This window comes from Niastella koreensis GR20-10, assembly GCF_000246855.1.
Classification (GTDB): domain Bacteria; phylum Bacteroidota; class Bacteroidia; order Chitinophagales; family Chitinophagaceae; genus Niastella; species Niastella koreensis.
Genome location: NC_016609.1, coordinates 8,902,723 through 8,925,311 on the forward strand (window position 1 = coordinate 8,902,723; position 22,589 = coordinate 8,925,311).

Genomic DNA, 22,589 nt, shown 5'->3' on the forward strand with positions numbered 1-22,589 from the left:
ATGAAGTAATGACCAGAACGGTAAAATATATTATCTCTTTGTTGTTGTTTGCAGTGACTATAGGTAGTTGCGGCAAAAAGCTGGCTGAGTTGTATAATGATCCCGATCAAACAGTAAAGCCCTCCATAGAGAAGTTTTTTACCGAAATGCTGAATAACAACCGGGTGCGGCCTTCCTACTGGAATGTGCGTACGTTTATTGCCATGCACACCGGCATTTATACACAGTCATTGGGCTATTTGAATTATACCACCTCCTATCAACAGAATGCCGGTTATACCCAGGACCGGTGGAATGATTTTTACCGGCCGGGTAATTCAATTGATGGGGGCGATGGCGGCATTATGGCGCATTACCGGTTAATAGAATCGTTGTATGCGGCCATGAACGATAACGACCAAAAGGCCAATGCCCTGGTGTTTTACATGGCCGCCAAAGTGGTTATGTACGACCAGGCTTCACAAATTGTTGACATGTGGGGCGATATTCCTTTTTCAGAAGCAGGCAATGTAAATACTACCGGTAGCGTGGCCCCACCAAAGTTCGACAATGCGGCCAGTATCTACGATGCCATGCTGGATGGCTTGAAAAATGCGGCGCTGTATTTTTCCAGTGCCCGGCAGCTTTCACCCGCTACCCAAACCTTGTTTGCTAAACAGGATATATTATTAAACGGACAGTTTGACAAATGGCAGCAGTATGCCAATTCTATCCGGTTGCGTTTGTTGATGCGCATCTCTTTTGTAAATGAAGAAAAGGCAAAGACCGAAGCGCTGAACATAATCAATAATCCTGCGGTATATCCACTGGTTGATGGCGCTATGAATTATGCGCCGCCGCAAACCGATATATTGTTACAACCGCTCACTAATTATGTAGATGACCTGCACAATGCCCTAACAGAGGTATTCAATTATATGGCGCCGGATTATATGTTGAACTCGGTGATGAACCCCTGCAGCGATCCGCGTATACCGGTGTTATTCGATAGGTATGGCCGTTCGGATGGCGATCAGTTTATTCGCAATACCGGTTACCGGGCCATGCCGGTGAATGACAATGCCGAAACGCAACAGGTGAATATAGGCCGCTATGCTATCCTGGATTCCGCCACTTTTTTATTCAACAGTAAATTGCCAGGCATTGTGATCACTGCCTCCGAAGTGAATTTTTTAAAAGCAGAAGCCTGGGAACGATGGGGTGGGGGCGATGCAAAGGCCGCTTATGAAACCGCCGTTCGGCAATCCATTGCCTTTTACTATTACCTGAACAGCCTGAACACCGTTACCCGCATGCCATTGACGCCACCTGCATCAACTGAAATTGACGCTTTTTTAGAGGGCGATCAAATGAAATATGCAGGTACTACCAGCGAAAAGCTGACGAAGATCTGGATTCAGAAATGGCTGCATTTCGGATTTTTGCAATCCGTACAGGGTTGGGCAGAATATCGCCGCACGAAGCAACCCGTATTACAATTTTATCCGTCTACATTACCAGGATACGAAACACCGCCATCCCGGCTGATCTATCCTGCCAGCGAAACTTCATATAATACAAACTATGCATCCGTGAGGGACAAGGATGTTCGTACCGGTAAAATATTCTGGGACGTAAAATAATTGTCCGGGGAACTTTTTAAAATCCGGTAACTATCGTTGAAAATCTGATATCAGTACTTAGATTTGAGCGCTGCCATTTTTTTAACCAAGCACCCCCCCATTATGTTCATCAGTACGTTAACTACAAAACGGTTGAGTATGCGGTCACTTATCCTTTCTTTTTTTGCCTTGCTGACAATAGCCACACAGGCACAGGAGCAGGGCGTGCATCCGCAGTCAACAACCTATGAATGGCCTACAGATCCGGCGGTAAAAGAAAAGCTGGAACATTGGCGCGACCAGAAGTTTGGTATGATCATCCACTGGGGCTTGTATGCAGTGCCCGGTATGATTGAGTCATGGGCTTTGTGTTCGGAAGACTGGATTAGCCGGGATACCAACAGCGACTATGGAGAATTTAAAAAATGGTACTGGGGTTTGAAGAAAGATTTCAATCCCACACAATTCAATCCCGACCAATGGGCGCAGGCTGCAAAGGATGCGGGCATGCGGTACCTGGTGTTCACAACCAAACACCACGATGGCTTTTGTATGTTCGATACAAAGCAAACGGATTTTAAGATCAGCAACGGACCGTTTGCCAGCAATCCCAAGGCCAACGTAGCCAAGTATGTGTTTGATGCTTTTCGGCAGAAAGGATTGATGATCGGGGCGTATTTTTCAAAACCCGACTGGCATTGCCCTTACTATTGGTGGCCGATGTATGCCACTCCCGATCGCAATAACAATTATGATATTCGTAAACATCCTGGTCGCTGGAACCAGTTTAAACAATATACGTATAACCAGATCAGCGAGTTGATGCACGACTACGGTTCCATGGACATTCTGTGGCTCGATGGAGGCTGGGTACGTCCATTGGAATCAGTAACCGAAGAAGTAAGAGGCTGGGGCGCTGCCATTCCGGCCTGGAGCCAGGATATTGATATGCCTGCCATTGCTAAAATGGCCCGCCAGGCGCAACCGGGTTTGTTGATCGTTGACAGAACCGTGCATGGGCCTTATGAAAATTACCAAACGCCCGAACAACGGGTGCCCGATAAACAACTCGATCATCCCTGGGAAAGCTGCATTACGCTGGGCAATGCCTGGGGGTATGTGCCCAATGATCAATTAAAATCCTCAGCCAAAGTCATACATCAGTTAATTGAAGTGGTGGCCAAAGGCGGCAGCCTGTTATTGGGAGTTGGGCCCAACCCGCAAGGCACATTACCCGAACCGGTAGTGCAGCGTCTGGCGGAGATCGGCAGTTGGCTGAAGGTAAATGGCGAGGCTATTTATAATACCCGTCCCATACAGGGCTATCAAAGCGGTAACGTGTATTTCGTGCAGTCGAACCATACCAAATCGGTGTATGCATTGGCGTTGCTCGATGAAAATGCGCCCGTACCTGCTACCATTGAATGGACGATCAATGTACCGGCAAAAGGTTCCAAAATAAAATTACTGTCAACCGGCGCACCGGTTAAATATACAGTGAAAGATGAGAAGGTGATCATCTCGGTGCCGCCTGCTGTACAAAAAGCAAAAGGCAATCCAGCTTTGGCATTCGAGTTTATCGTGGCAGCTGACTAGTATAAGACCCTGAGCGGAGTCGAAGGGGCAGGCCAGCGCGTTGAGCGAAGTCGAAACGCGACATAATTACATTAATATATAATCAGGAGCAAATGACTTTCAGGAAAGGTTTTATCACAATCGCCATTGGAGCAACGGTTTCTCTTGGCTTTTTAGCGCCGCAGCTGAAAAAAGTAGATCCACCTGCACCGGCAGGACCCGTACCTACTGCCAACCAACTGGCCTGGCAACAGATGGAAACCAATGCCTTTGTGCATTTCACCATCAATACATTTACCGATCGCGAATGGGGCAAAGGCGACGAAAGTGAAAAATTATTTAACCCGGCTGGTACCGATGCCATGCAATGGGCGCGCGTGTTGAAAGAAACGGGTTTCAAAGAAATGATCCTTACCTGTAAACACCACGATGGATTTTGTTTATGGCCAACCAAATACACCGAACATTCTATAAAGAACAGTCCGTATAAAAACGGCAAAGGCGACATTGTAAAAGAAGCCTCCGATGCCTGTAAGAAATATGGGTTGAAGTTTGGAGTTTATATGTCGCCCTGGGACAGGAACCGGGCCGATTATGGTACGCCTGACTATGTTACTTATTATCGCAACCAGTTAAAGGAATTGTTCACCAATTACGGACCGGTTACCGAAATGTGGTTCGATGGCGCCAATGGCGGCGATGGTTATTATGGCGGCGCCAATGAAAAAAGAAAGATCGACGGCAGAACGTATTATGACTGGCCAACTACATTAGCGATGGTGCGGCAAATACAACCCAATGTTATTTTCTTTAGCGATGCCGGTCCCGGTGCACGTTGGGTAGGCAATGAAAGAGGCGAAGCCGGAGAAACCAACTGGAATACCATAACACCCGATACCTTATATGCAGGAAAGCCTGGGGTTGAAAAGCTGTTGAACGAAGGTTCGGAAGATGGTACCGCCTGGATCCCGGCCGAAGTGGATGTATCCATCCGGCCAGGTTGGTTCTATCATAAAAAAGAAGACTCCCTGGTAAAAACACCCGAGCAACTCTTTAATATATACCTCACTTCAGTGGGGCGCGGCTCGGTCTTGCTGTTGAATGTGCCACCCGATCAACGCGGTATTTTTAATGAAAGAGATGTAAAAGCGCTCTATGGTTTCCGAAACCTGCTGAACCGCGAATTTGGTAAAAATAAAGCGCTGGGTGCAACAATAACCGCTACCAACTACCGCGGTAAAGAAGGTGCCTATGCTGCATCTAATGCAATAGATAACAATCTTGATTCATATTGGGCTACAGATGATGGCGTAACTACTGCTTCGCTGGAAATAAATACCGGTAGGCTGCAAACCATCAAATATGTAATGCTGCAGGAGTATATCAGGTTGGGACAACGCGTAAAATCATTTACAGTAGAAGTGGAAGATAATGGCGGCTGGCAACAGGTAGCGGCCGGCACCACCATTGGGTATAAACGCATTTTAAAACTAAACCCGGTAAAGGCCGGTAAAGTGCGGATAAATATTACGGCTTCAAAAGCCTGTCCGGTAATTTCCAATGTGGCAATTTATTAATAACAATTACAATCAGTAGTAACATCGTATGGGCATTAATAAAAGATGGGTAAGTGGTTTACTGGGTATTTTGTTCACCGGTACTGTTATAGCGCAAGGCAATCATACGTTTGAAATAAAAGATGGACAATTTGTTTACGATAGCAAACCAGTTCAGATCCATTCGGGCGAAATGCATTATGCCCGCATTCCGGCGCCTTACTGGCGGCACCGGTTACAAATGATAAAAGCAATGGGGCTGAACACCGTGGCCACCTATGTGTTCTGGAATTATCATAACCCATCGCCGGGTGTGTGGGATTTTACCACTGGCAGCCACAACATCAGGGAGTTCCTGCGCATTGCCAGGGAAGAAGGTATGTTTGTAATTCTGCGGCCCGGTCCTTATGCTTGTGCTGAATGGGAATTTGGCGGATATCCCTGGTGGTTGTTAAAAGATACCAGTCTGGTTATTAGAGCATACAATCAACCTTTTTTAGATTCCTGCAAAACCTACATCAACAAACTGGCCGAACAGGTAAAAGACCAACTGGTAAGTAAGGGTGGTCCCATTATTATGGTGCAGGTGGAAAATGAATTTGGGTCTTATGTAGCTCAACGAAAAGATATTCCTTTGGCTGAGCACCAGCGGTATAACGAAGCCATCCATCAATTACTGATCAAATCCGGGTTAACCGGTCCGTTCTTTACCTCAGATGGCAGCTGGTTGTTTGATGGTGGTTCCTTACCAGGGGTGTTACCTGCAGCCAATGGCGAAGGCGATGTAGAGAACCTGAAAAAACAGGTGAACAAATACCATAACAACCAGGGGCCGTATATGGTAGCGGAATACTATCCCGGCTGGTTACATCATTGGACGGAACCTTTCCCGAACATTCCTGCCAAACAGGTTACGGATCAGTTGGAAATATACCTGAAGGGCGATGTCAACTTCAACGTATACATGGTGCATGGCGGCACCAACTTTGCCTTTACATCCGGCGCCAATTACGACAAGGACCACGACATTCAACCCGACCTTACTACGTATGATTATGATGCACCCATTAGCGAACCGGGCTGGGCTACACCCAAATACCTGGCGGTACGGGAGCTGATGAAACAATATGTAAAATATCCTGTTCCGGAAATTCCTGCTCAAATACCCGTAATAACGCTGCCACCGATTCAATTAAGCAAGTCGATGGATTTGTTTGACTGGAAGAAAACCATAAAGCCGGTTGTAGCAGACACTCCTTTAACCTTTGAAGCATTGAACCAGGGACATGGGTATGTGCTGTACAGCAAAAAGTTCGGTCAGGCGGTTCAGGGTATATTACAGATAAACGGGTTGCGCGATTATGCCGTGGTGTATGTGGATGGGAAGAACGTGGCGGTGCTGAACCGAGTGAATAAACATTACACGGCTACTGTAGAAATTGCGGCTAACAGTACGCTGGATATCCTGGTAGAGAATATGGGCCGTATTAATTATGGCAGTGAGATCGTACATAATAACAAGGGCATCATATCACCGGTGTTGATTAATGAGAAGGCTATTACCGGTAACTGGAATATGTACAAGCTGCCATTTACCCAACAGCCTGTTGTAAATACAGGCAAACAAAAAGAAGGAAAAGCAGCGTTGTACAGCGGGACCTTCACCGTAACCAAACCCGGTGATGTATTTTTAGACATGCACAGTTGGGGCAAAGGCATCATTTTTGTAAACGGCCACAACCTTGGCCGCTACTGGCAGGTTGGTCCGCAACAAACTTTATACTTACCTGGTTGCTGGCTAAAGACCGGAACGAATAACATAGTGGTATTCGAGCAATTGAATGTGGGGATAAAGCCGGAGATTCCTACTGTGATGAAGCCGTTGTTAAAGGAGTTGAAGAGTGAGTAAAGAGGCAGGCTGCAAGCCTCAAGCTGTAAGCAAATACACCGCAACGCGGAACAAAGAACTTAGAACAAAGAACGCTAAACCTGGAACCTGAAACCAGCGACTTGAAACCAACTAACATCTTTCATTATGAATAAACTTCTTCAGTTTTTGTTAAGCTGCTTTATAGTAATAAATACTCAGGCACAAACCAGCGTATTTAGAAACCCTCAGCAACCCATGGAAGCCCGGGTGAACGACCTGTTGCATCAGTTGACCCTGCCCGAAAAGATCTCATTGCTGGGCTATCGCAGCAAAGAAGTAGAACGGTTGGGTATTCCTGCTTACAACTGGTGGAACGAAGCCCTGCATGGCGTGGCAAGAGCAGGTGTGGCAACCGTGTTTCCACAAGCCATTGGTATGGCTGCTACCTTCAACGATGACTTATTAAAAGAAGCCGCTACTGTTATCTCCACAGAAGCCCGTGCCAAATACAATTTATCACTGGCGCAGGGGCGTCACTTGCAATACATGGGTTTAACCTTCTGGTCGCCCAATATCAATATCTTTCGCGATCCACGCTGGGGGCGCGGACAGGAAACCTATGGCGAAGATCCATTTCTTACGGCACACATGGGAACCGCCTTTGTAAAAGGTTTGCAGGGCAACGATCCCCGCTATTTAAAAGCATCGGCCTGTGCCAAACACTTTGCCGTGCACAGCGGACCAGAGAATGGCCGCCATACTTTCAATGCCATTGTTGATGAGAAAGACCTGCGGGAAACATATCTCTATGCCTTTCATGCGCTGGTTGATGCGGGCGTGGAATCGGTGATGTGCGCCTATAACCGCGTGAATGACCAGCCCTGCTGCAGTGGTAATTTTTTATTGAACAGCATCCTGCGTAATGAATGGAAATTTAAAGGTCACGTTGTAACTGACTGCGGGGCGCTGGATGATATTTTTATGCGGCACAAGGTGATGCCTTCAGGCGTTGAAGTGGCAGCCGCCGCCATCAAGGCCGGCGTAAACCTCGATTGTTCAAACGTGTTACAAAAAGATGTAGAGAAAGCGGTAGAACAAAAACTGTTAAACGAAAAAGATATCGACAGCTCACTGGCGCATCTGCTGCGCACCCAAATAAAACTTGGTTTTTATGATGATCCAACAGCCAATCCGTTTTATAAATACGGCGCCGATAGTGTAGCCAATACAGCGCATGCAACTCTTGCCCGGGCCATGGCACAGCAAAGCATGGTGTTGTTGAAGAATAGCAACCAGTTATTACCGCTGGATAAAAAGAAATATCCTGCCATTATGGTGGTGGGTACCAATTCCGCTTCCATGGATGCTTTGTTGGGTAACTATCATGGAGTGAGCAATCGCGCGGTAAGTTTTGTAGAAGGCATTACCAACGCAGTAGATGCCGGTACCCGGGTAGAATATGACCAGGGCAGCGATTACAATGATACCACGCATTTCGGCGGCATCTGGGCTGCGGGCAATGCCGATATTACAGTAGCTGTAATAGGACTAACGCCCGTGTATGAAGGCGAGGAAGGCGATGCCTTTCTGGCTGCCAAAGGCGGCGACAAACCCGACATGAGTTTACCGGCGGCGCATATCGCTTTTATGAAAGCGTTGCGTAAAGCCAATAAGAAACCCATCATCGCGGTAATTACTGCTGGTAGTGCGGTGGACATTTCTGCCATAGAACCTTATGCCGATGCCATCCTGCTGGCCTGGTATCCCGGTGAACAGGGTGGTAATGCACTGGCTGATATCCTGTTTGGAAAGGTATCACCAGCCGGTCGCCTGCCCGTAACTTTTTACCAGTCATTTGCCGATGTGCCTGCTTATGACAATTATGCCATGAAAGGCAGAACGTACCGTTACTTCAATGGGAAGGTGCAATATCCTTTCGGGTATGGATTAAGTTATACCTCTTTTGCCTATGAGTGGCAGCAGATGCCTGCGAACATCCGCACGGCCAAAGACAGCGTTTCTTTTTCTATAAAAGTAAAGAACACCGGCAGCATGGATGGCGATGAGGTGGTGCAGGTATATGTTGAATACCCGGCTGTAGAGCGCATGCCGTTGAAAGAACTGAAAGCATTCAAACGCGTGCATGTAAAAGCGGGTGGCGAGGAAACTGTACAATTAACTATTCCTGCTTCTGATCTGCAGAAATGGGACCTGGCCACCAGCAGCTGGAAATTATACCCCGGCTCGTATAACATATTTGCCGGTGGCAATTCAACTGATAAGAAGATTGTTGCTACAATTAAGGCAGGTGGAAAGAAATGAAGAATGAAGAATGAAGAATTAAGAACAGAGAAATGAGAAGGGAAAACAAATATTGAATGTCGAATATTGAATGTTGAAGTTTGAGAACAGGACTGAAAGCTCGCGAATCCTTTCACGTTTGACGTTTCACGACTAAAGAAATTGCAACATGAGAAAACTAAGCTTGTTAATATTATTGGGGATTGTAGTTAATCAAACAGCTACAAGCCAAACCCGCTACGAACTAAACACCGGTTGGGTATGTTCACCCATTGGGTCGGTAAAGGCAACTGGTGACAAGATCTCTGCGCCATCTTATTCCATAAAAGGCTGGATGCCGGCCACCGTGCCCGGCACAGTGCTCACCACATTGCTGGATAATAAAAAAGTGCCCGATCCTTTTTATGGCATGAACAATGAAAAGATCCCCGACATTTATAAAACCGGTCGTGACCAGTATACCTATTGGTTTGTAAAAGATTTTACCGAAAAAGCACCGGGTAACGACCAGGTATGGTTGCAATTCAGAGGTGTAAATTACAGCTGTGATGTTTTTTTGAATGGCAAACAATTGAACAGTGCCCGTCACTACGGCATGTTCCTGCGGCAATCATACAACATCACCAAACTGCTGAACAGCAATGGTACTAACCGCCTGGCGGTAATTGTATATCCCATCGACCCGGTTGGTAATCCCAATGGCGGGCAGGGGGGCGATGGCACCATTGCCCGCAACGTATCACACCAGTATGTAGCCGGGTGGGACTGGATTCAACCCATGCGGGATCGCAATACCGGCATCTGGGACAAAGTATACATTGAAAGAACCGGTGGCGTAAATATCAAAAACCCGCATGTGGTTACTATGGTGCCGGGTGTGCGTAAAGTGGAAGGACCACAAGCGCCGGCCCAGATCATGGCCAGTGCAGAACTGGAGAACCCTACCGCAACTAAGAAAGAAGGCGTGCTGCAATACCAGATAGATGGCCAGGTAATAAAACAACCAGTGAGTATAGAACCGGGTACAGTGAAAGAAGTAACGCTGCCAATGTACCAGCTCAGCAACCCAAAGCTCTGGTGGCCCAATGGCTACGGTCCGCAGAATTTATATACTTTTAAGTTTCAATTCCTGGAAGCAGGGCAAACGGTTACCGATGAAGAAACGGTAACAACCGGGGTACGTGAAATTCAGGCAACCTGGAATACAGCCACCCGCAGCAAACAAATAGCGGTAAACGGACAAAAGATCTTTATCAAAGGTGGCAACTGGATCATTTCCGATGCTATGCTGCGTTTCACCGATCTGCGCTACGATGCCGAAGTGCGTTATCACCGCGATATGAACCTCAACCTCATCCGTGTGTGGGGTGGGGCGCTCATCGAGCGGCCGGAATTCTTCAATGCCTGCGATAAGTATGGCATGCTCGTGATGCAGGATTTCTGGATGTCGGGCGATTGCAACGGCCGTTGGGTAGACCCTGCGAAATCGGAAGATCAATGGACACGCAGAAAATACCCCGACGATCATACGCTGTTCCTGAATTCGGTGGCCGACCAGGTAAAACTGGTGCGTAACCATCCTTCCCTCGCCATCTGGTGTGGCGGCAACGAGATCACCCCGCCCGAAGATATTCTGCGACCTATGAAGGATTCCATTTTGCCAGCATTGGATGGCACCCGCTGGTTTGTAGATTATTCCAACAGTGATGAGATGTCGTTAAATACGCTGGGTGGTAATGGCGACGGACCATATGGCATTCAAGATCCTGTTACTTTCTGGGAACATCGTACTTTCCCATTCAATTCAGAAGTAGGATCAGTAGGAGTAGGTGATTATGAATCCCTGAAGCGTTTTATGCCGGCGGAGAACATGCAGGTGCCGCAATATCCTTCCAACAAAGTTGATCCTGTTTGGGACTATCATAAATACATTGGTTACAACCAGTACATCGATCCCTATGGCGCGGCAAAAGACGTAGCCGATTTTTCCAAAAAAGCGCAACTGGTAAATTACGATCAGTACCGCGCCCTGGCTGAAGGCTTTAGTAACCATATGTGGGACTGGTATACCGGGTTCATCATCTGGAAAACCCAAAATCCCTGGACAGCCTTACGCGGACAGATGTATGATTATTACCTTGATCCCAATGCCTGTTTGTTTGGGTTGCGTAATGGCAGCGAACCGGTGCATGTGATGTGCAATCCCACTGATGGCATGGTTACTATAGTGAACAACAGTTTTGAAGAGCAAAGGAACCTGATGCTGACCGTGCATTTTTACGATCTGAATGGTAAAGACAGTTTTGTTACCCAGGTATTCGCCTATATAGAGCCAACATCGATAAAACGAATCTTATCGGTAAAAGAACTGGCAGGCAAGCTGGCAAAAGACAAAGGTGTGTTCCTTTCCCTGCAATTACTCGATGAAAAAAAGCAGGTAATAAGCGATAACTGTTACTGGCTGCCCGATGCCAACGGTAATTATTCCGGTTTGCAGTCAATGGCGCCGGCAACATTGAAAATAAAAGCTACCCAAACGGGCAAAGGAAAAATAACCGTAACGCTCACCAATGCAGTGAACAATCCGGTTGCCTTCTTTAACCGGGTAACCCTGCTCGATGCCAAAACAAAAAGCCGGGTGATGCCGGTGTTCTATAGCGATAACTATTTCTCTGTATTACCCGGGGCCGAAAAGACGATCACCGTAGAATCTGACAATTCTAATCCACTTCTAATCTCTATAGAGGGATGGAATGTTACTCAACTTGCGGTACCGGTTTTATAGTTTCAGGTTGCCGGTTACCGGTTACCAGTCACCAGGAAGGCAGGCTATGTCTAATAGCGGGTTACGAATGGAAACCCGGAAACCGGAAACTGGTAACCGGCGACATTTCCTGGGAGGATTGCTATTGCCAATTGCCTGCCCTGCCTGCAACCGGTATAAGGTATTCCCCGTCTAATAAATTGCAGATATTTACTATTTTACAAACCAATCTGCAATAAACCCCCATATATAATATGTTCTGTAGGTGGCTTGTTTTGTTCTGTTTGTTCCTGTTCCATACCTGTTTGAAAAGTAATGCCCAGCAAAAAAATTCCATTGGCATCCAACTGGTGGATATAAAGGCTGGTACATTCAGCATGGGATCGGAACGCGGGAAAGAGGATGCCGACGAGAGCCCCGTACATGATGTCACCATTTCCAAAGGTTTCAAAATGTCGGCCACCGAAATCACCAACAAGCAATACGAAGCATTTGATCCGGAACATAACAAACTGCGTGGTAAACAAGGCTTCTCCTTAAAAGACGATGAAGCGGTAGTTTTTGTGAGTTATGACGAAGCGGTCGCTTTTTGCGCCTGGTTATCAAAAAAGGAAGGCAAGCCTTATCGCCTGCCTACAGAAGCAGAATGGGAATACGCATGCCGCGCCGGCACTACCACCGATTATTTTACCGGTAATGAGCTGCCAGCCGAATACCAGAAATTACAACATACCAATCGCACCCCGGTACCCGTTTCCCTGCAGGTGGCGCAAACCGCCCCCAACGAATGGGGATTGTACGATATGCATGGTAATGTGGAAGAATGGTGCAGTGACTGGTATGGCGCTTATGTCGCCAGCCCCCAAACAGACCCGGTGGGCCGGCAAACCGGTATGAGCCGCGTTACCCGCGGCGGCAGCCACAATACCCCTGTGCGTTACCTGCGCTCGGCTAACCGGCAGGGTATGTTACCGGAAGACAAACACTGGCTCACGGGCTTCAGAATAGTACAGGGCGCCCTGCCCCGTACAAAAGCGCTACCGGCTGAGCCAACACCTGCCAATTGCCTGCAGGTAAGCCAGCAAAAATATGTATGGCAAAAAGAAACCCAGCCGGTTTTCGAGGCGCCTGTTACTTATGTAATAAAACCCGATAGCAGCACGGGTATTCCATTCTATAAACATAATCATTGTCCGGCCATCACCTGGTGCCCCAACGGCGATCTGCTGGCCGCCTGGTTCAGCGCCAATAATGAAAATGGCCGTGAAATGACGATCCTGGCCAGCCGCTTACGGGCCGGTAAAAAAACATGGGATACCGCCTCCCTGTTTTTCATGGTGCCCGACAGAAATACTACCGGCACTTCACTTGTATACGATCAAAAAGGAACATTATACCATATTAATGGCGTAGAGGCCGCCGGCGACTGGCAAAACCTGGCCATGGTTATGCGCACCAGTACCAATAACGGCGCCAGCTGGTCGAAACCGGTGTTGATAGAACCCGAACATGTAAAACGCCATCAGGTAATTGCAGGTTCACAGGTTACCCGCGAGGGCTGGCTGGTACAGTTTTGTGATGCCGACCCCAGCTCACGTGGAGGCACAGCCATGTACATCAGTAAAGACAAAGGCACTCATTGGACAACGCCTTATACGTTACCTAATACACCTAAGTTTAAAGACAGCGCCATAGGTGGCCTGATTGCGGGTATCCATGGCAGTGCCGTACAACTGAAAGACGGCCGTTGGCTGGCCCTGGGACGTAATGATAATATTAAGGTAGATAGTGTGACAGGCGAAAGAATGACCATGAGCATCTCCGGCGATGGCGGCGCCAGCTGGCAATACAGCCCTTCCATTTTTCCGCCCATTAGCAGCGGACAGCGCCTGGTACTGCGCCGACTGAATGAAGGCCCTTTGTTAATGGTCTCTTTTACGCATTGTCCCGGTAAATCAACCGTGGAAGGCATGGACTTTACCAGGCCCAATGGCGAAGTATATAAAGGGTATGGCATGTATGCCGCCCTTTCTTATGATGAAGGCAAAACCTGGCCGGTAATAAAGCTATTGACCGATGGACACCTGCGTCAGCTCAATGGCGGCGCCTGGACCGGCATGTTCAGAATGGACAGCACGCATTCGGAACCAAAAGGATACCTGGCCGCTACACAAACCCCCGATAATGTAATACACCTCATCAGCAGTAACCTCTATTATCGATTTACATTGGCGTGGTTGCAGCAACCATAAGACCAGCTTCATGAATTGGCACAAACTTTCCAACCGTTAATTTACTAACGGTAACACTATATAGTGTCGGTGAGGTACTGATTGTAATCAGCTTTTTGTAATTTTTTTAAAAGTATGCAACAGATCATTTAAAATTGTTGCCTGATAAAAAAGAATTGTGATTTCTTAATTACAAAAAATGAATCAGCGCACACTTATAATATGCCATCATGTGTAGCCTTTGCTATGCATGATGGGGAATTATAGCCATCAGTATAGCCATTCGTGTTCATTCAATCAGGAATAACCAAAACGCTCAGCACTTCACCGTTCCTTAACTGAAAAGGGTTTTAACACCGTCAGGGGTTAACAAAATGATTTTGCAGTCTGAAAATGACGGCTGTGTATAGCTATGTCATTTTGCAACCAACCTTCTCCTGGGAGTTATTTAATCATCATAAAACACACTGCTAATGAGACACGTTCGCTTGTTAATCGCATTCATTCTGCTGCATTCAGCGGTTCTGGCGCAAAACCGGCAAATTTCCGGTGCTGTCAAAGACAAGGCTGGTACTGCTATTCCCTCCGTTTCAATTAAAGTAAAAGGAAAAAATAATCAGACGGTCACCGATATAAACGGTGTATTTAGTTTACAGGTACCGGCTGGTAACATTCAACTCGTAGCCAGTTCTATTGGCTATAAGGAAACAACAATTGATGTAGCCGCCAGTCAAAGCACAGTTGACATTAACCTGGAAGAATCAGGAGAACAATTGGGCGAGGTGATAGTGACCGCATTGGGCATATCGAAGGAATCCAGGAAAGTAGGGTATTCTGTATCAACCGTTGCAGGCGACCAGTTAACCCAGGCAAGGGAAACCAATGTAGCTAATTCTTTAAGCGGCCGCGTGGCTGGCTTAAAGGTATCAGGAACCAATAGCGGTCCTGGTGGAACCGTAAAACTATTGTTGCGTGGGTTGCCAAGTATGAATAACCCCGGCTCGCCGTTGTTTGTAATTAATGGCGTACCGATGGACAATACGCAAAGGGGGGCTTCCAGCGAATGGGGCGGCGCCGATAACGGCGATGGCATCGGTAACATTAACCCCGATGATATTGAAACCATGACGGTGCTGAAAGGCCAGGCAGCTTCTGCCCTCTACGGTTCAAGAGCCAGTAATGGTGTAATTATTATCACCACCAAATCTGGCAAGCGCAATGATTTTTCAGTAGACTATAACCTGAATGTGATGGTAGACAAAGCCATCGACTATACCGATTTTCAATATGATTACGGTCAGGGTGTAGGTGGTCTTAAACCCGCTACAGCTGCGTCCGCACAGGCATCGGGCCGGTTAAGCTGGGGCGCCAAACTGGATGGTTCGCAGGTAATTCAGTTCGATGGTAAAATGTATCCGTATTCTGCACAAAAAGACAATATCAAAAACTTTTACCGGGCCGGTCCATCTGTAACCAATACTGTGGCAGTTTCAAGAGGCGGCGAGAACGGTGCGTTCCGTTTGTCCATGTCAAACCTGAACAATTCCTCCATTGTAAGGGGAAGTGGGTTAACCCGGAAAACCATTAACCTGAACGTTGATCAGAACATTACAGATAAACTGTCGGTAAAACTGGTTGGCAATTATATCGACGAACAATCACAGAACAGGGCGCAGTTGAGTGATGGTCCCATGAACCCGAACAACGGCGTTTTTCTGGCCACTAATATTAATGAGAACATCCTGGCACCCGGCTATGACCCGGTTACTGGTTATGAAACGCAGTTCAGCGATGATGAATATGTAACCAATCCGTGGTTTGTGGTGAACCAGTATCACAATGACCTGGGCCGTAAACGGTTGATCTCTTCAGTACTTGGAAAGTACCAGTTCTCAAAATGGTTGTATGCCCAGGCACGCGTTGGTTATGATATCACCCACGACCGGTTGTTCAGGGTAGAACCCTGGGGTACAGCTTACACTACCAACAGGGCGGGTAATTTACAGGACCTGGCATCAACTGAACGTTTTGAATTGAATGTGGATGGATTGATCGGCGCTACGCATAAAATAACAGAAGACATTTCATTTGATGCGGCCATTGGCGCCAACCTGCGTAAGAACCAGGAAGAAAAAATAAAGATCGGCGGTGGTCCGTTCATCCTGCCATATCAATATAGCTGGAATAACGTACAAAATTTTAACCGCGATTATTCTTTCTACAAAACAGAAGTTCACTCGGCATATTATACACTCGATCTTGCGTATAAAAACTTTTTAACAGTTGGAACCACCGGGCGTTATGATGCTTATTCTACCCTGCCGAAAGACAATAACAACATTTTCGTTCCCTCGGTGTCTGCAAGTTTGATCTTTTCTGAATTAACCCACATCAAGAGTCTTGACTTTGGTAAACTCAGGGCTTCTTATGCGGTAACCAGCAATGAATTATCAAAAGCCTACCAAACCCAGGTGTATTATTCGCTTGGGAACAATTACAATGGCGTGCCTATTGGCCAGTTCAATACTTCATTGCCAAGCGGTTTGTTAAAACCATTTACCGTTGCTGAGTTTGAGATCGGGACCGAATTAAGATTTTTGGCTAACCGGCTGAATATCGATGTAGCCTATTTTACAAAGAAAACAAAGAACGAGATCATGGGGGCTACCTACAGCATTTCAACCGGTTATACCAGTGGTTACATAGCCAATGGCCAAACCCAGAACAAGGGCCTGGAATTGCAGATCAGCGCGGTACCAATTAAAAGCAAAGACTTTAGTTGGACGGCTACCTTCAACTTTACTTCCATTGCCAACAAAGTATTGAAAACAGATGCAGCCGGCAACAACGTAAACCTTGGGCAGGACCGGGCAACATTGGGCAATGCGGTAACCGCTTATGTGAAAGGCATGTCGGGTCCGCAGATCCTGGCGTATGATTATAAATACAATTCAAAAGGCGAGATGATAGTAGATGCATCCGGATATCCTGTCCGTCGCGACACATTGCTGGCCCAGGGTAGTGTATTGCCAAAGCAATACGGTGGATTTAATAATGAATTTGTTTATAAGGGTATTTCGTTGTCATTCCTTATCGATTACAATTATGGGAATAAAATACTCAGCGCCACCAGCTATTATTCTATTTACCGTGGTCTGAATAAGATGACGCTCGAAGGACGCGATGGCATTACAAAAGGTGTGCTTGACAATGGCAATCCCAATACCACCAAAGCCGATGCCCAGGGGTATTACACCGCTGTGGCGCAACGGATAACCAAAAGCAGTGTGCTGAATGGCGACTTCATCAAACTACGTCAGGTAACAATAGGGTATAGCATACCAGCAGAAATAGTCAGCAAATCGGTGATCTTCAGATCGGCTACCATTTCACTGGTGGGACGCAACCTGTGGACCATCATGAAAAACAGTGATAACATAGATCCGGAATCAAATTTTGGTTCCACCATTAATTACATTGGAATTGAAGGTACCAGTTTGCCTTCTACCCGGACTTATGGCGTTAACCTGAATTTGAAATTTAAAAAGTAAAACATCGTAACAATGAAACAATTACTTCTCTATATAAGTGTGGGGGTAGTGCTGTTGGTAACGGGCTGTACCAAAGACTTTGAAACAATAAATACCGATCCAACACAAACCCCGCCTTCCAATTTTAACTCAGACTACTTTTTATCGGGCAGTCAGTATAATTATATAAATGGCATAACCGGGTATAATGGTTCCATCCTGTTTCAGAGTGGTTGGGCGCAGATCTTTGCTTCAACCTCCTCAGGTGCTGCCAACTATTACAGCAATATGGATAAATATGTAGCATCGGGCAATACCAACGATTATTCCGGCCGCGGTTGGGACCTGGGTTATAAAGGTGCCCGGCTTGACCAGGAAATTATAAAGAATTACGGCGCCAATGCCGACAAGGTAAATGTGGTAAGCGCCGCTACGGTAATGAAAGTATTGTGCATGCAGTACATTACTGACCTTTATGGCGATATTCCTTATTCCCAGGCTCTGCAGGCATCTGCTAATGTAACAACGCCTGTATATGATAAACAACAGGATGTATATAATTCCATGTTTGCCGATTTGGATGGCGCCTTGTCGAAGTTCGATGCGACAAAAGCGAAACCTGCCGCCGACCTGTTCCCGTACAAAGGCGATGTGGCCTTATGGAAAAAGTTTGGCTATTCACTGATGTTACGCCTTGCTATGCGACTGACCAAAGTGGATATTGCCACGGCACAAAAATGGGCCGAAAAAGCAGCTGCCGGCGGAACCCTGGCATCCGTTTCGGAAGATGCCTGGATTAAAGGAGATTATTCCAATGGTTATCAAAGTGAAAATTCCCGCTCGTTGATTACCCCCGCCGATTACTACCAGGTAAGATGGAGTAAACTGCTGATGGATTATTTGAAAGCTGTCAATGATCCCCGCGTACCTGTTATTGCCGAAATACCACCCGCCGGACTGGCTGCCAGTCAGGACCCAACAAAAACAGGTGATAATACATTTTCAAAGCAAATGGGCCTGCCCAATGGCTGGGACCTTAATGGAGGCGCCACTGATATCAGCAAAGCACCCGGTTATCCCGGTGGTTCAGGTACCGGCGGCGATTTTACTCCTATTGGCTTATACAGCCGGCCACGTACTGCCATCTATACAAATTTGAGCAGTCCGCAGTTTGTATTGACGTATGCCGAATCAGAACTGCTGTTAGCCGAAGCAAAAGCAAGAGGCTGGAATGTAGGGGCCACTACTGCTGCCCAGCATTACAAAAATGGGCTTTCTGCAGCTTTACAATCATTGACTCCTTTTGGGGCCAGCGCCGTTATTAGTCCAACAGATGCTGATGCCTATGCAACGGCCCATCCATTGGATGTAAGTTCTTTGAATGCTTCCTTAAAAATGATCAATGAACAATACTGGGCAACCACTGGTATCCTGATGAATTTCGTGGAAGCCTGGAATAACTGGAAAAGATCGGGCTATCCGGCTTTAAGTCCGATTGTATATGTAGGTAATTTTTCAAAAGGACAAATACCCAGACGGCAATTATACCCCACAACAGAATCAACCGCCAACCCGGCCAATTATAAAATTGGCGTGAGTAATTTGAATGGTGGAGATGATTGGATTTCGAAGATGTGGTGGGATAAGTAGGCGAGTTGATAGGGTTGATATAGTTGATACAGATTTTTCGTAATAGTTAAGAAGTAGGAAGTAGTAGGTTGAAATGTTGACAAGTTAACATGTTGACGAGGTTGAATATCCTACTTCTTACTTCTCATTCTTTATGCTTATGATCCGATTAGCCATCCATACCACCCTGGTATTCTTTGTGACAACAAGAGTAATGGGGCAAGCTCCGCTTTTTGAACTCCTCTCACCCAAACAAACCAACATAAAATTCGAGAATCATATCAGTGAAACTGAGAATCTGAATGTACTGGCGTATGAATATTTTTATAATGGTGGTGGCGTGGCTGTGGGGGATATCAATAATGACGGACTGGAAGATCTTTTTCTGACCTCGAATATGGGTGAGAACAAGTTGTTTCAGAACATGGGTAACCTGCAATTCAGGGATATTACCAAAGAAGCATGCAAAGAATTATCAGGAAGACCCGGTGGCTGGAAAACAGGCGCCACCATGGCCGATGTAAATGGCGATGGCTGGCTGGATATTTATGTTTGTTACTCCGGCAAGGTCACCGACGATATGCGCCGGAACCAGTTATTCATTAACCAGGGCAATGGCACGTTTAGAGAAGAAGCGGCCGCTTATGGCCTCGACGATAAAAGCTATAGCACCCAGGCTGCATTTTTTGATTACGACAACGATGGCGATCTCGATCTGTTCCTGTTAAATCATAGCGTAAAGAAGATCGATAACATGGAGTTTGCCCGGTATCGGGATGATGTAGATGAACTGGCCGGTGATAAACTCTACGAAAATCAGAACAATCATTTTGTAGATGTTTCCAAAAAAGCAGGCCTCCGGCAAAATCCACTAACGTTTGGCCTGGGTATAGCCATTTCCGATATTAATAAAGATGGCTGGCAGGATGTATATGTGACCAACGACTACAACGAGCCTGATTACCTGTACATCAACAATGGCAACGGCACATTTACTAATATAGCCGATAAAAGCCTGCGTTACCTGTCGCAGTTTTCCATGGGCGTTGACATTGCCGATTTTAACAATGATGCCCTGCCGGATATTATTACGCTCGATATGTTGCCCGAAGACAACCGGCGACAGAAATTATTACAGTTGCAGGAAAACTATGAATCCTTTTCTTTAATGGTGAACCAGGGCTTAAACCCGCAGTATATGCGTAATATGCTGCAACTGAATAATGGTATTATTCCCTCGGCGGCTAACCGGGAAGGAGGTTTGAATGTTAATCGCGAGGTATCCAACTCCCCCTCCACTGGAGGGGGGCGGGGGGAGGCTTCGTTTTCCGAGATCGGCCAACTGGCCGGCGTTTCAAATACCGACTGGAGCTGGTGCCCCCTGATGGCCGATTATGACAACGATGGGTACAAAGACCTGTTCATTACCAATGGTTATTTCCGCGACTATACAAACAAAGACTTTTTACGTTACTGGGGCGATTACAAGGTTAAAAAAGCAGTAGACCGCGAACCGGTTTTACTCATGGACCTCATTCGCGCCATGCCCTCAACTTCAGTTATAAATTATATTTTCAGGAACAACCATAATTGCACCTTTTCCAACCAGCAGAAACAATGGGGGATGGATAAGCCGTCTGTTTCATCAGGGGCGGTATATGCAGATCTGGATAACGATGGTGATCTTGATTTGGTGGTTAATAACATTAATGAGAATGCGTTTGTGTACAGGAACACCGCACGGGAGAGCTCGAAGGCCGGTTACCTTTCCCTTATTTTACATTATAAAAAACCAAACTGGTTTGCGCTTGGCACAAAAGTATATGTGTACGATCGTCATGGCGTGCAATATGAAGAGCTAAACCCCACACGCGGCTATTTATCCTGCGTTACCACGCGCCTGCATTTTGGGCTCGATAGCACCACTACCGTTGATTCCATAAAGATCATTTGGCCCGATCGTACCGTGCAATTACTCACCCGGGTAGCAGCTAATCAGCAACTCACTATTAACTACGATCAACCCAAACCTGTTATCGACGACGATCCCATATATGCCGGCAAAACCATCTTTACACCTGCCGGTAAATTATTCACCTATACCCATACAGACCAAAGTGAAAATGATTTTAAACGCCAGTTGCTGATGCTGTTCATGTATTCAAAATGCGGACCGGTAATAGCAAAAGGCGATGTAAATAAAGATGGACTCGAAGACCTGTTTGTAAGCGGTGATAAAAACAAAGCCGGCAGGATCTATATTCAAAATGCAAAAGGATCATTTTACGAAGCGCCGGATTGCGTCATCGGCGATGAGAACACCTCCACCATTTCGGCCGCAGCATTTGTGGATGTGGACGGCGATGGCGACCAGGACCTGTATGTTGCTAAAGGCGGATACGGATTGTATGAACCTGGCTCGGTAGCCTTGCAGGATGAATTGTATCTCAACGATGGCCATGGGCAGTTCAAAACGGCTATGGGCGGATTGCCCAATGTAAACGCAAATAGTAAATCGTGTGTACGGCCTTGTGATTTTGATGGCGATGGCGATATAGACCTGTTTGTGGGCGGCCGGGTGATACCAGGCCGTTATCCGTTAGCGCCTACCTCGTACCTGTTGGTGAACAACGGCAAGGGACAGTTTACTGCTGCTAAAGTGCCGTTCTCGAACATTGGTATGGTCACCGATGCCCAATGGGTTGACCTTGATAAAGACGGACGAAAAGACCTGGTGCTGTGTGGGGAGTTTATGCCGGTAACTGTGTTTATGAATACGCCAACCGGGTTTGTAGATAAAACCAGTTCGTACTTTGATAAACCAGCCAATGGTTTCTGGTTTACGTTGCAGATAGCCGATCTGGATCAGGATGGCTACGACGACATCATTGCCGGTAACCTGGGGTTGAACTCCTGTTTACACCTATCGGAAAAAGAACCCGGGGTGTTGTATTATGCCGACTTCGATAACAATGGGTCCATCGATCCCTTTTTTACCTATTACATTCAGGGTGAAAGTTACCCGTTTGTAAGCCGCGATGAATTGAATGAACAGATCTATCCTATGCGCAAGGTCTTCACTTCCTATGCGGCGTATTCAACCGCTACCATCAACGATATTTTTACAAAGGAAGAACTGGCAAAAGCCGGACGCCTGCAGGTAACAGAAACCCGCAGCAGGGCTTTTTTAAATAAGTATGGAAAAATGATCCCGGTTGAATTGCCTGTGCAGGCGCAGTTCTCTGTAGTCACCAACATCATTGCCGATGATTTTAATGGCGATGGTAAAAAAGACCTCCTGCTGTTCGGCAACCATTCCGATAACCGGTTAAAGTTCGGTTGCATCGATGCCAGTTATGGTTGTTTGCTTACCGGTGATGGCCACGGGAATTTCACTTATGTCAGCCAGCCTCAATCGGGACTGGATGTAAAAGGGGATGTAAAAACCGCCGTGGAATTAAAAACCAGGAATGAAAAATATATTATAGCAGGGGTGTGTAACAGCCCCATGCAATTTTATAAAGTACAGTAG

General features: G+C 46.6%; 10 protein-coding genes. All 10 read left to right on the forward strand.

From position 1 onward, the window contains the following. The first annotated feature begins 8 nt into the window (after positions 1-8). The 10 genes from NIAKO_RS35780 (at position 9) to NIAKO_RS35825 (ending at position 22,589) form a co-directional block, all read left to right on the forward strand. On the forward strand, positions 9-1,622 hold the full coding sequence (locus NIAKO_RS35780) for a SusD/RagB family nutrient-binding outer membrane lipoprotein (RefSeq protein ID WP_014223400.1): 1,614 nt from the start codon (positions 9-11) through the stop codon (positions 1,620-1,622). A gap of 138 nt (positions 1,623-1,760) precedes the next feature. After that, a complete protein-coding gene (locus NIAKO_RS35785; protein ID WP_014223401.1) occupies positions 1,761-3,197 on the forward strand; it encodes an alpha-L-fucosidase in 1,437 nt (478 codons plus the stop codon). 92 nt (positions 3,198-3,289) lie between these two features. After that, on the forward strand, positions 3,290-4,753 hold the full coding sequence (locus NIAKO_RS35790; protein ID WP_014223402.1) for an alpha-L-fucosidase: 1,464 nt from the start codon (positions 3,290-3,292) through the stop codon (positions 4,751-4,753). A 28-nt stretch (positions 4,754-4,781) separates the two neighbouring features. Beyond that, on the forward strand, positions 4,782-6,641 hold the full coding sequence (locus tag NIAKO_RS35795; protein ID WP_014223403.1) for a beta-galactosidase: 1,860 nt from the start codon (positions 4,782-4,784) through the stop codon (positions 6,639-6,641). 126 nt (positions 6,642-6,767) lie between these two features. Next, positions 6,768-8,924: a glycoside hydrolase family 3 N-terminal domain-containing protein gene (locus tag NIAKO_RS35800; protein WP_041347682.1), complete on the forward strand. Its 2,157-nt coding sequence runs from the start codon at positions 6,768-6,770 to the stop codon at positions 8,922-8,924. Positions 8,925-9,072: 148 nt separating this feature from the next. Continuing rightward, a complete protein-coding gene (locus NIAKO_RS35805; protein WP_014223405.1) occupies positions 9,073-11,688 on the forward strand; it encodes a glycoside hydrolase family 2 protein in 2,616 nt (871 codons plus the stop codon). A gap of 233 nt (positions 11,689-11,921) precedes the next feature. After that, the gene (locus NIAKO_RS35810) at positions 11,922-13,919 is read left to right on the forward strand and encodes an SUMF1/EgtB/PvdO family nonheme iron enzyme (protein WP_014223406.1); all 1,998 of its coding nucleotides are present in this window, start codon (positions 11,922-11,924) and stop codon (positions 13,917-13,919) included. 452 nt (positions 13,920-14,371) lie between these two features. Continuing rightward, a complete protein-coding gene (locus NIAKO_RS35815; RefSeq protein WP_014223407.1) occupies positions 14,372-17,449 on the forward strand; it encodes a SusC/RagA family TonB-linked outer membrane protein in 3,078 nt (1,025 codons plus the stop codon). 12 nt (positions 17,450-17,461) lie between these two features. Continuing rightward, positions 17,462-19,078, forward strand: coding sequence for a SusD/RagB family nutrient-binding outer membrane lipoprotein (locus NIAKO_RS35820; RefSeq protein ID WP_014223408.1), 1,617 nt, complete (start codon positions 17,462-17,464; stop codon positions 19,076-19,078). Positions 19,079-19,217: 139 nt separating this feature from the next. After that, positions 19,218-22,589, forward strand: a complete 3,372-nt coding sequence (locus NIAKO_RS35825; protein ID WP_014223409.1) for a VCBS repeat-containing protein — start codon at positions 19,218-19,220, stop codon at positions 22,587-22,589.

Excerpts from the sequence above, each read along its gene's own strand:
- NIAKO_RS35780 (WP_014223400.1), top strand. The coding sequence starts at position 9 with ATGACCAGAACGGTAAAATATATTATCTCTTTGTTGTTGTTTGCAGTG.
- NIAKO_RS35785 (WP_014223401.1), top strand. The coding sequence starts at position 1,761 with ATGCGGTCACTTATCCTTTCTTTTTTTGCCTTGCTGACAATAGCCACA.
- NIAKO_RS35790 (WP_014223402.1), top strand. The coding sequence starts at position 3,290 with ATGACTTTCAGGAAAGGTTTTATCACAATCGCCATTGGAGCAACGGTT.
- NIAKO_RS35795 (WP_014223403.1), top strand. The coding sequence starts at position 4,782 with ATGGGCATTAATAAAAGATGGGTAAGTGGTTTACTGGGTATTTTGTTC.
- NIAKO_RS35800 (WP_041347682.1), top strand. The coding sequence starts at position 6,768 with ATGAATAAACTTCTTCAGTTTTTGTTAAGCTGCTTTATAGTAATAAAT.
- NIAKO_RS35805 (WP_014223405.1), top strand. The coding sequence starts at position 9,073 with ATGAGAAAACTAAGCTTGTTAATATTATTGGGGATTGTAGTTAATCAA.
- NIAKO_RS35810 (WP_014223406.1), top strand. The coding sequence starts at position 11,922 with ATGTTCTGTAGGTGGCTTGTTTTGTTCTGTTTGTTCCTGTTCCATACC.
- NIAKO_RS35815 (WP_014223407.1), top strand. The coding sequence starts at position 14,372 with ATGAGACACGTTCGCTTGTTAATCGCATTCATTCTGCTGCATTCAGCG.
- NIAKO_RS35820 (WP_014223408.1), top strand. The coding sequence starts at position 17,462 with ATGAAACAATTACTTCTCTATATAAGTGTGGGGGTAGTGCTGTTGGTA.
- NIAKO_RS35825 (WP_014223409.1), top strand. The coding sequence starts at position 19,218 with ATGATCCGATTAGCCATCCATACCACCCTGGTATTCTTTGTGACAACA.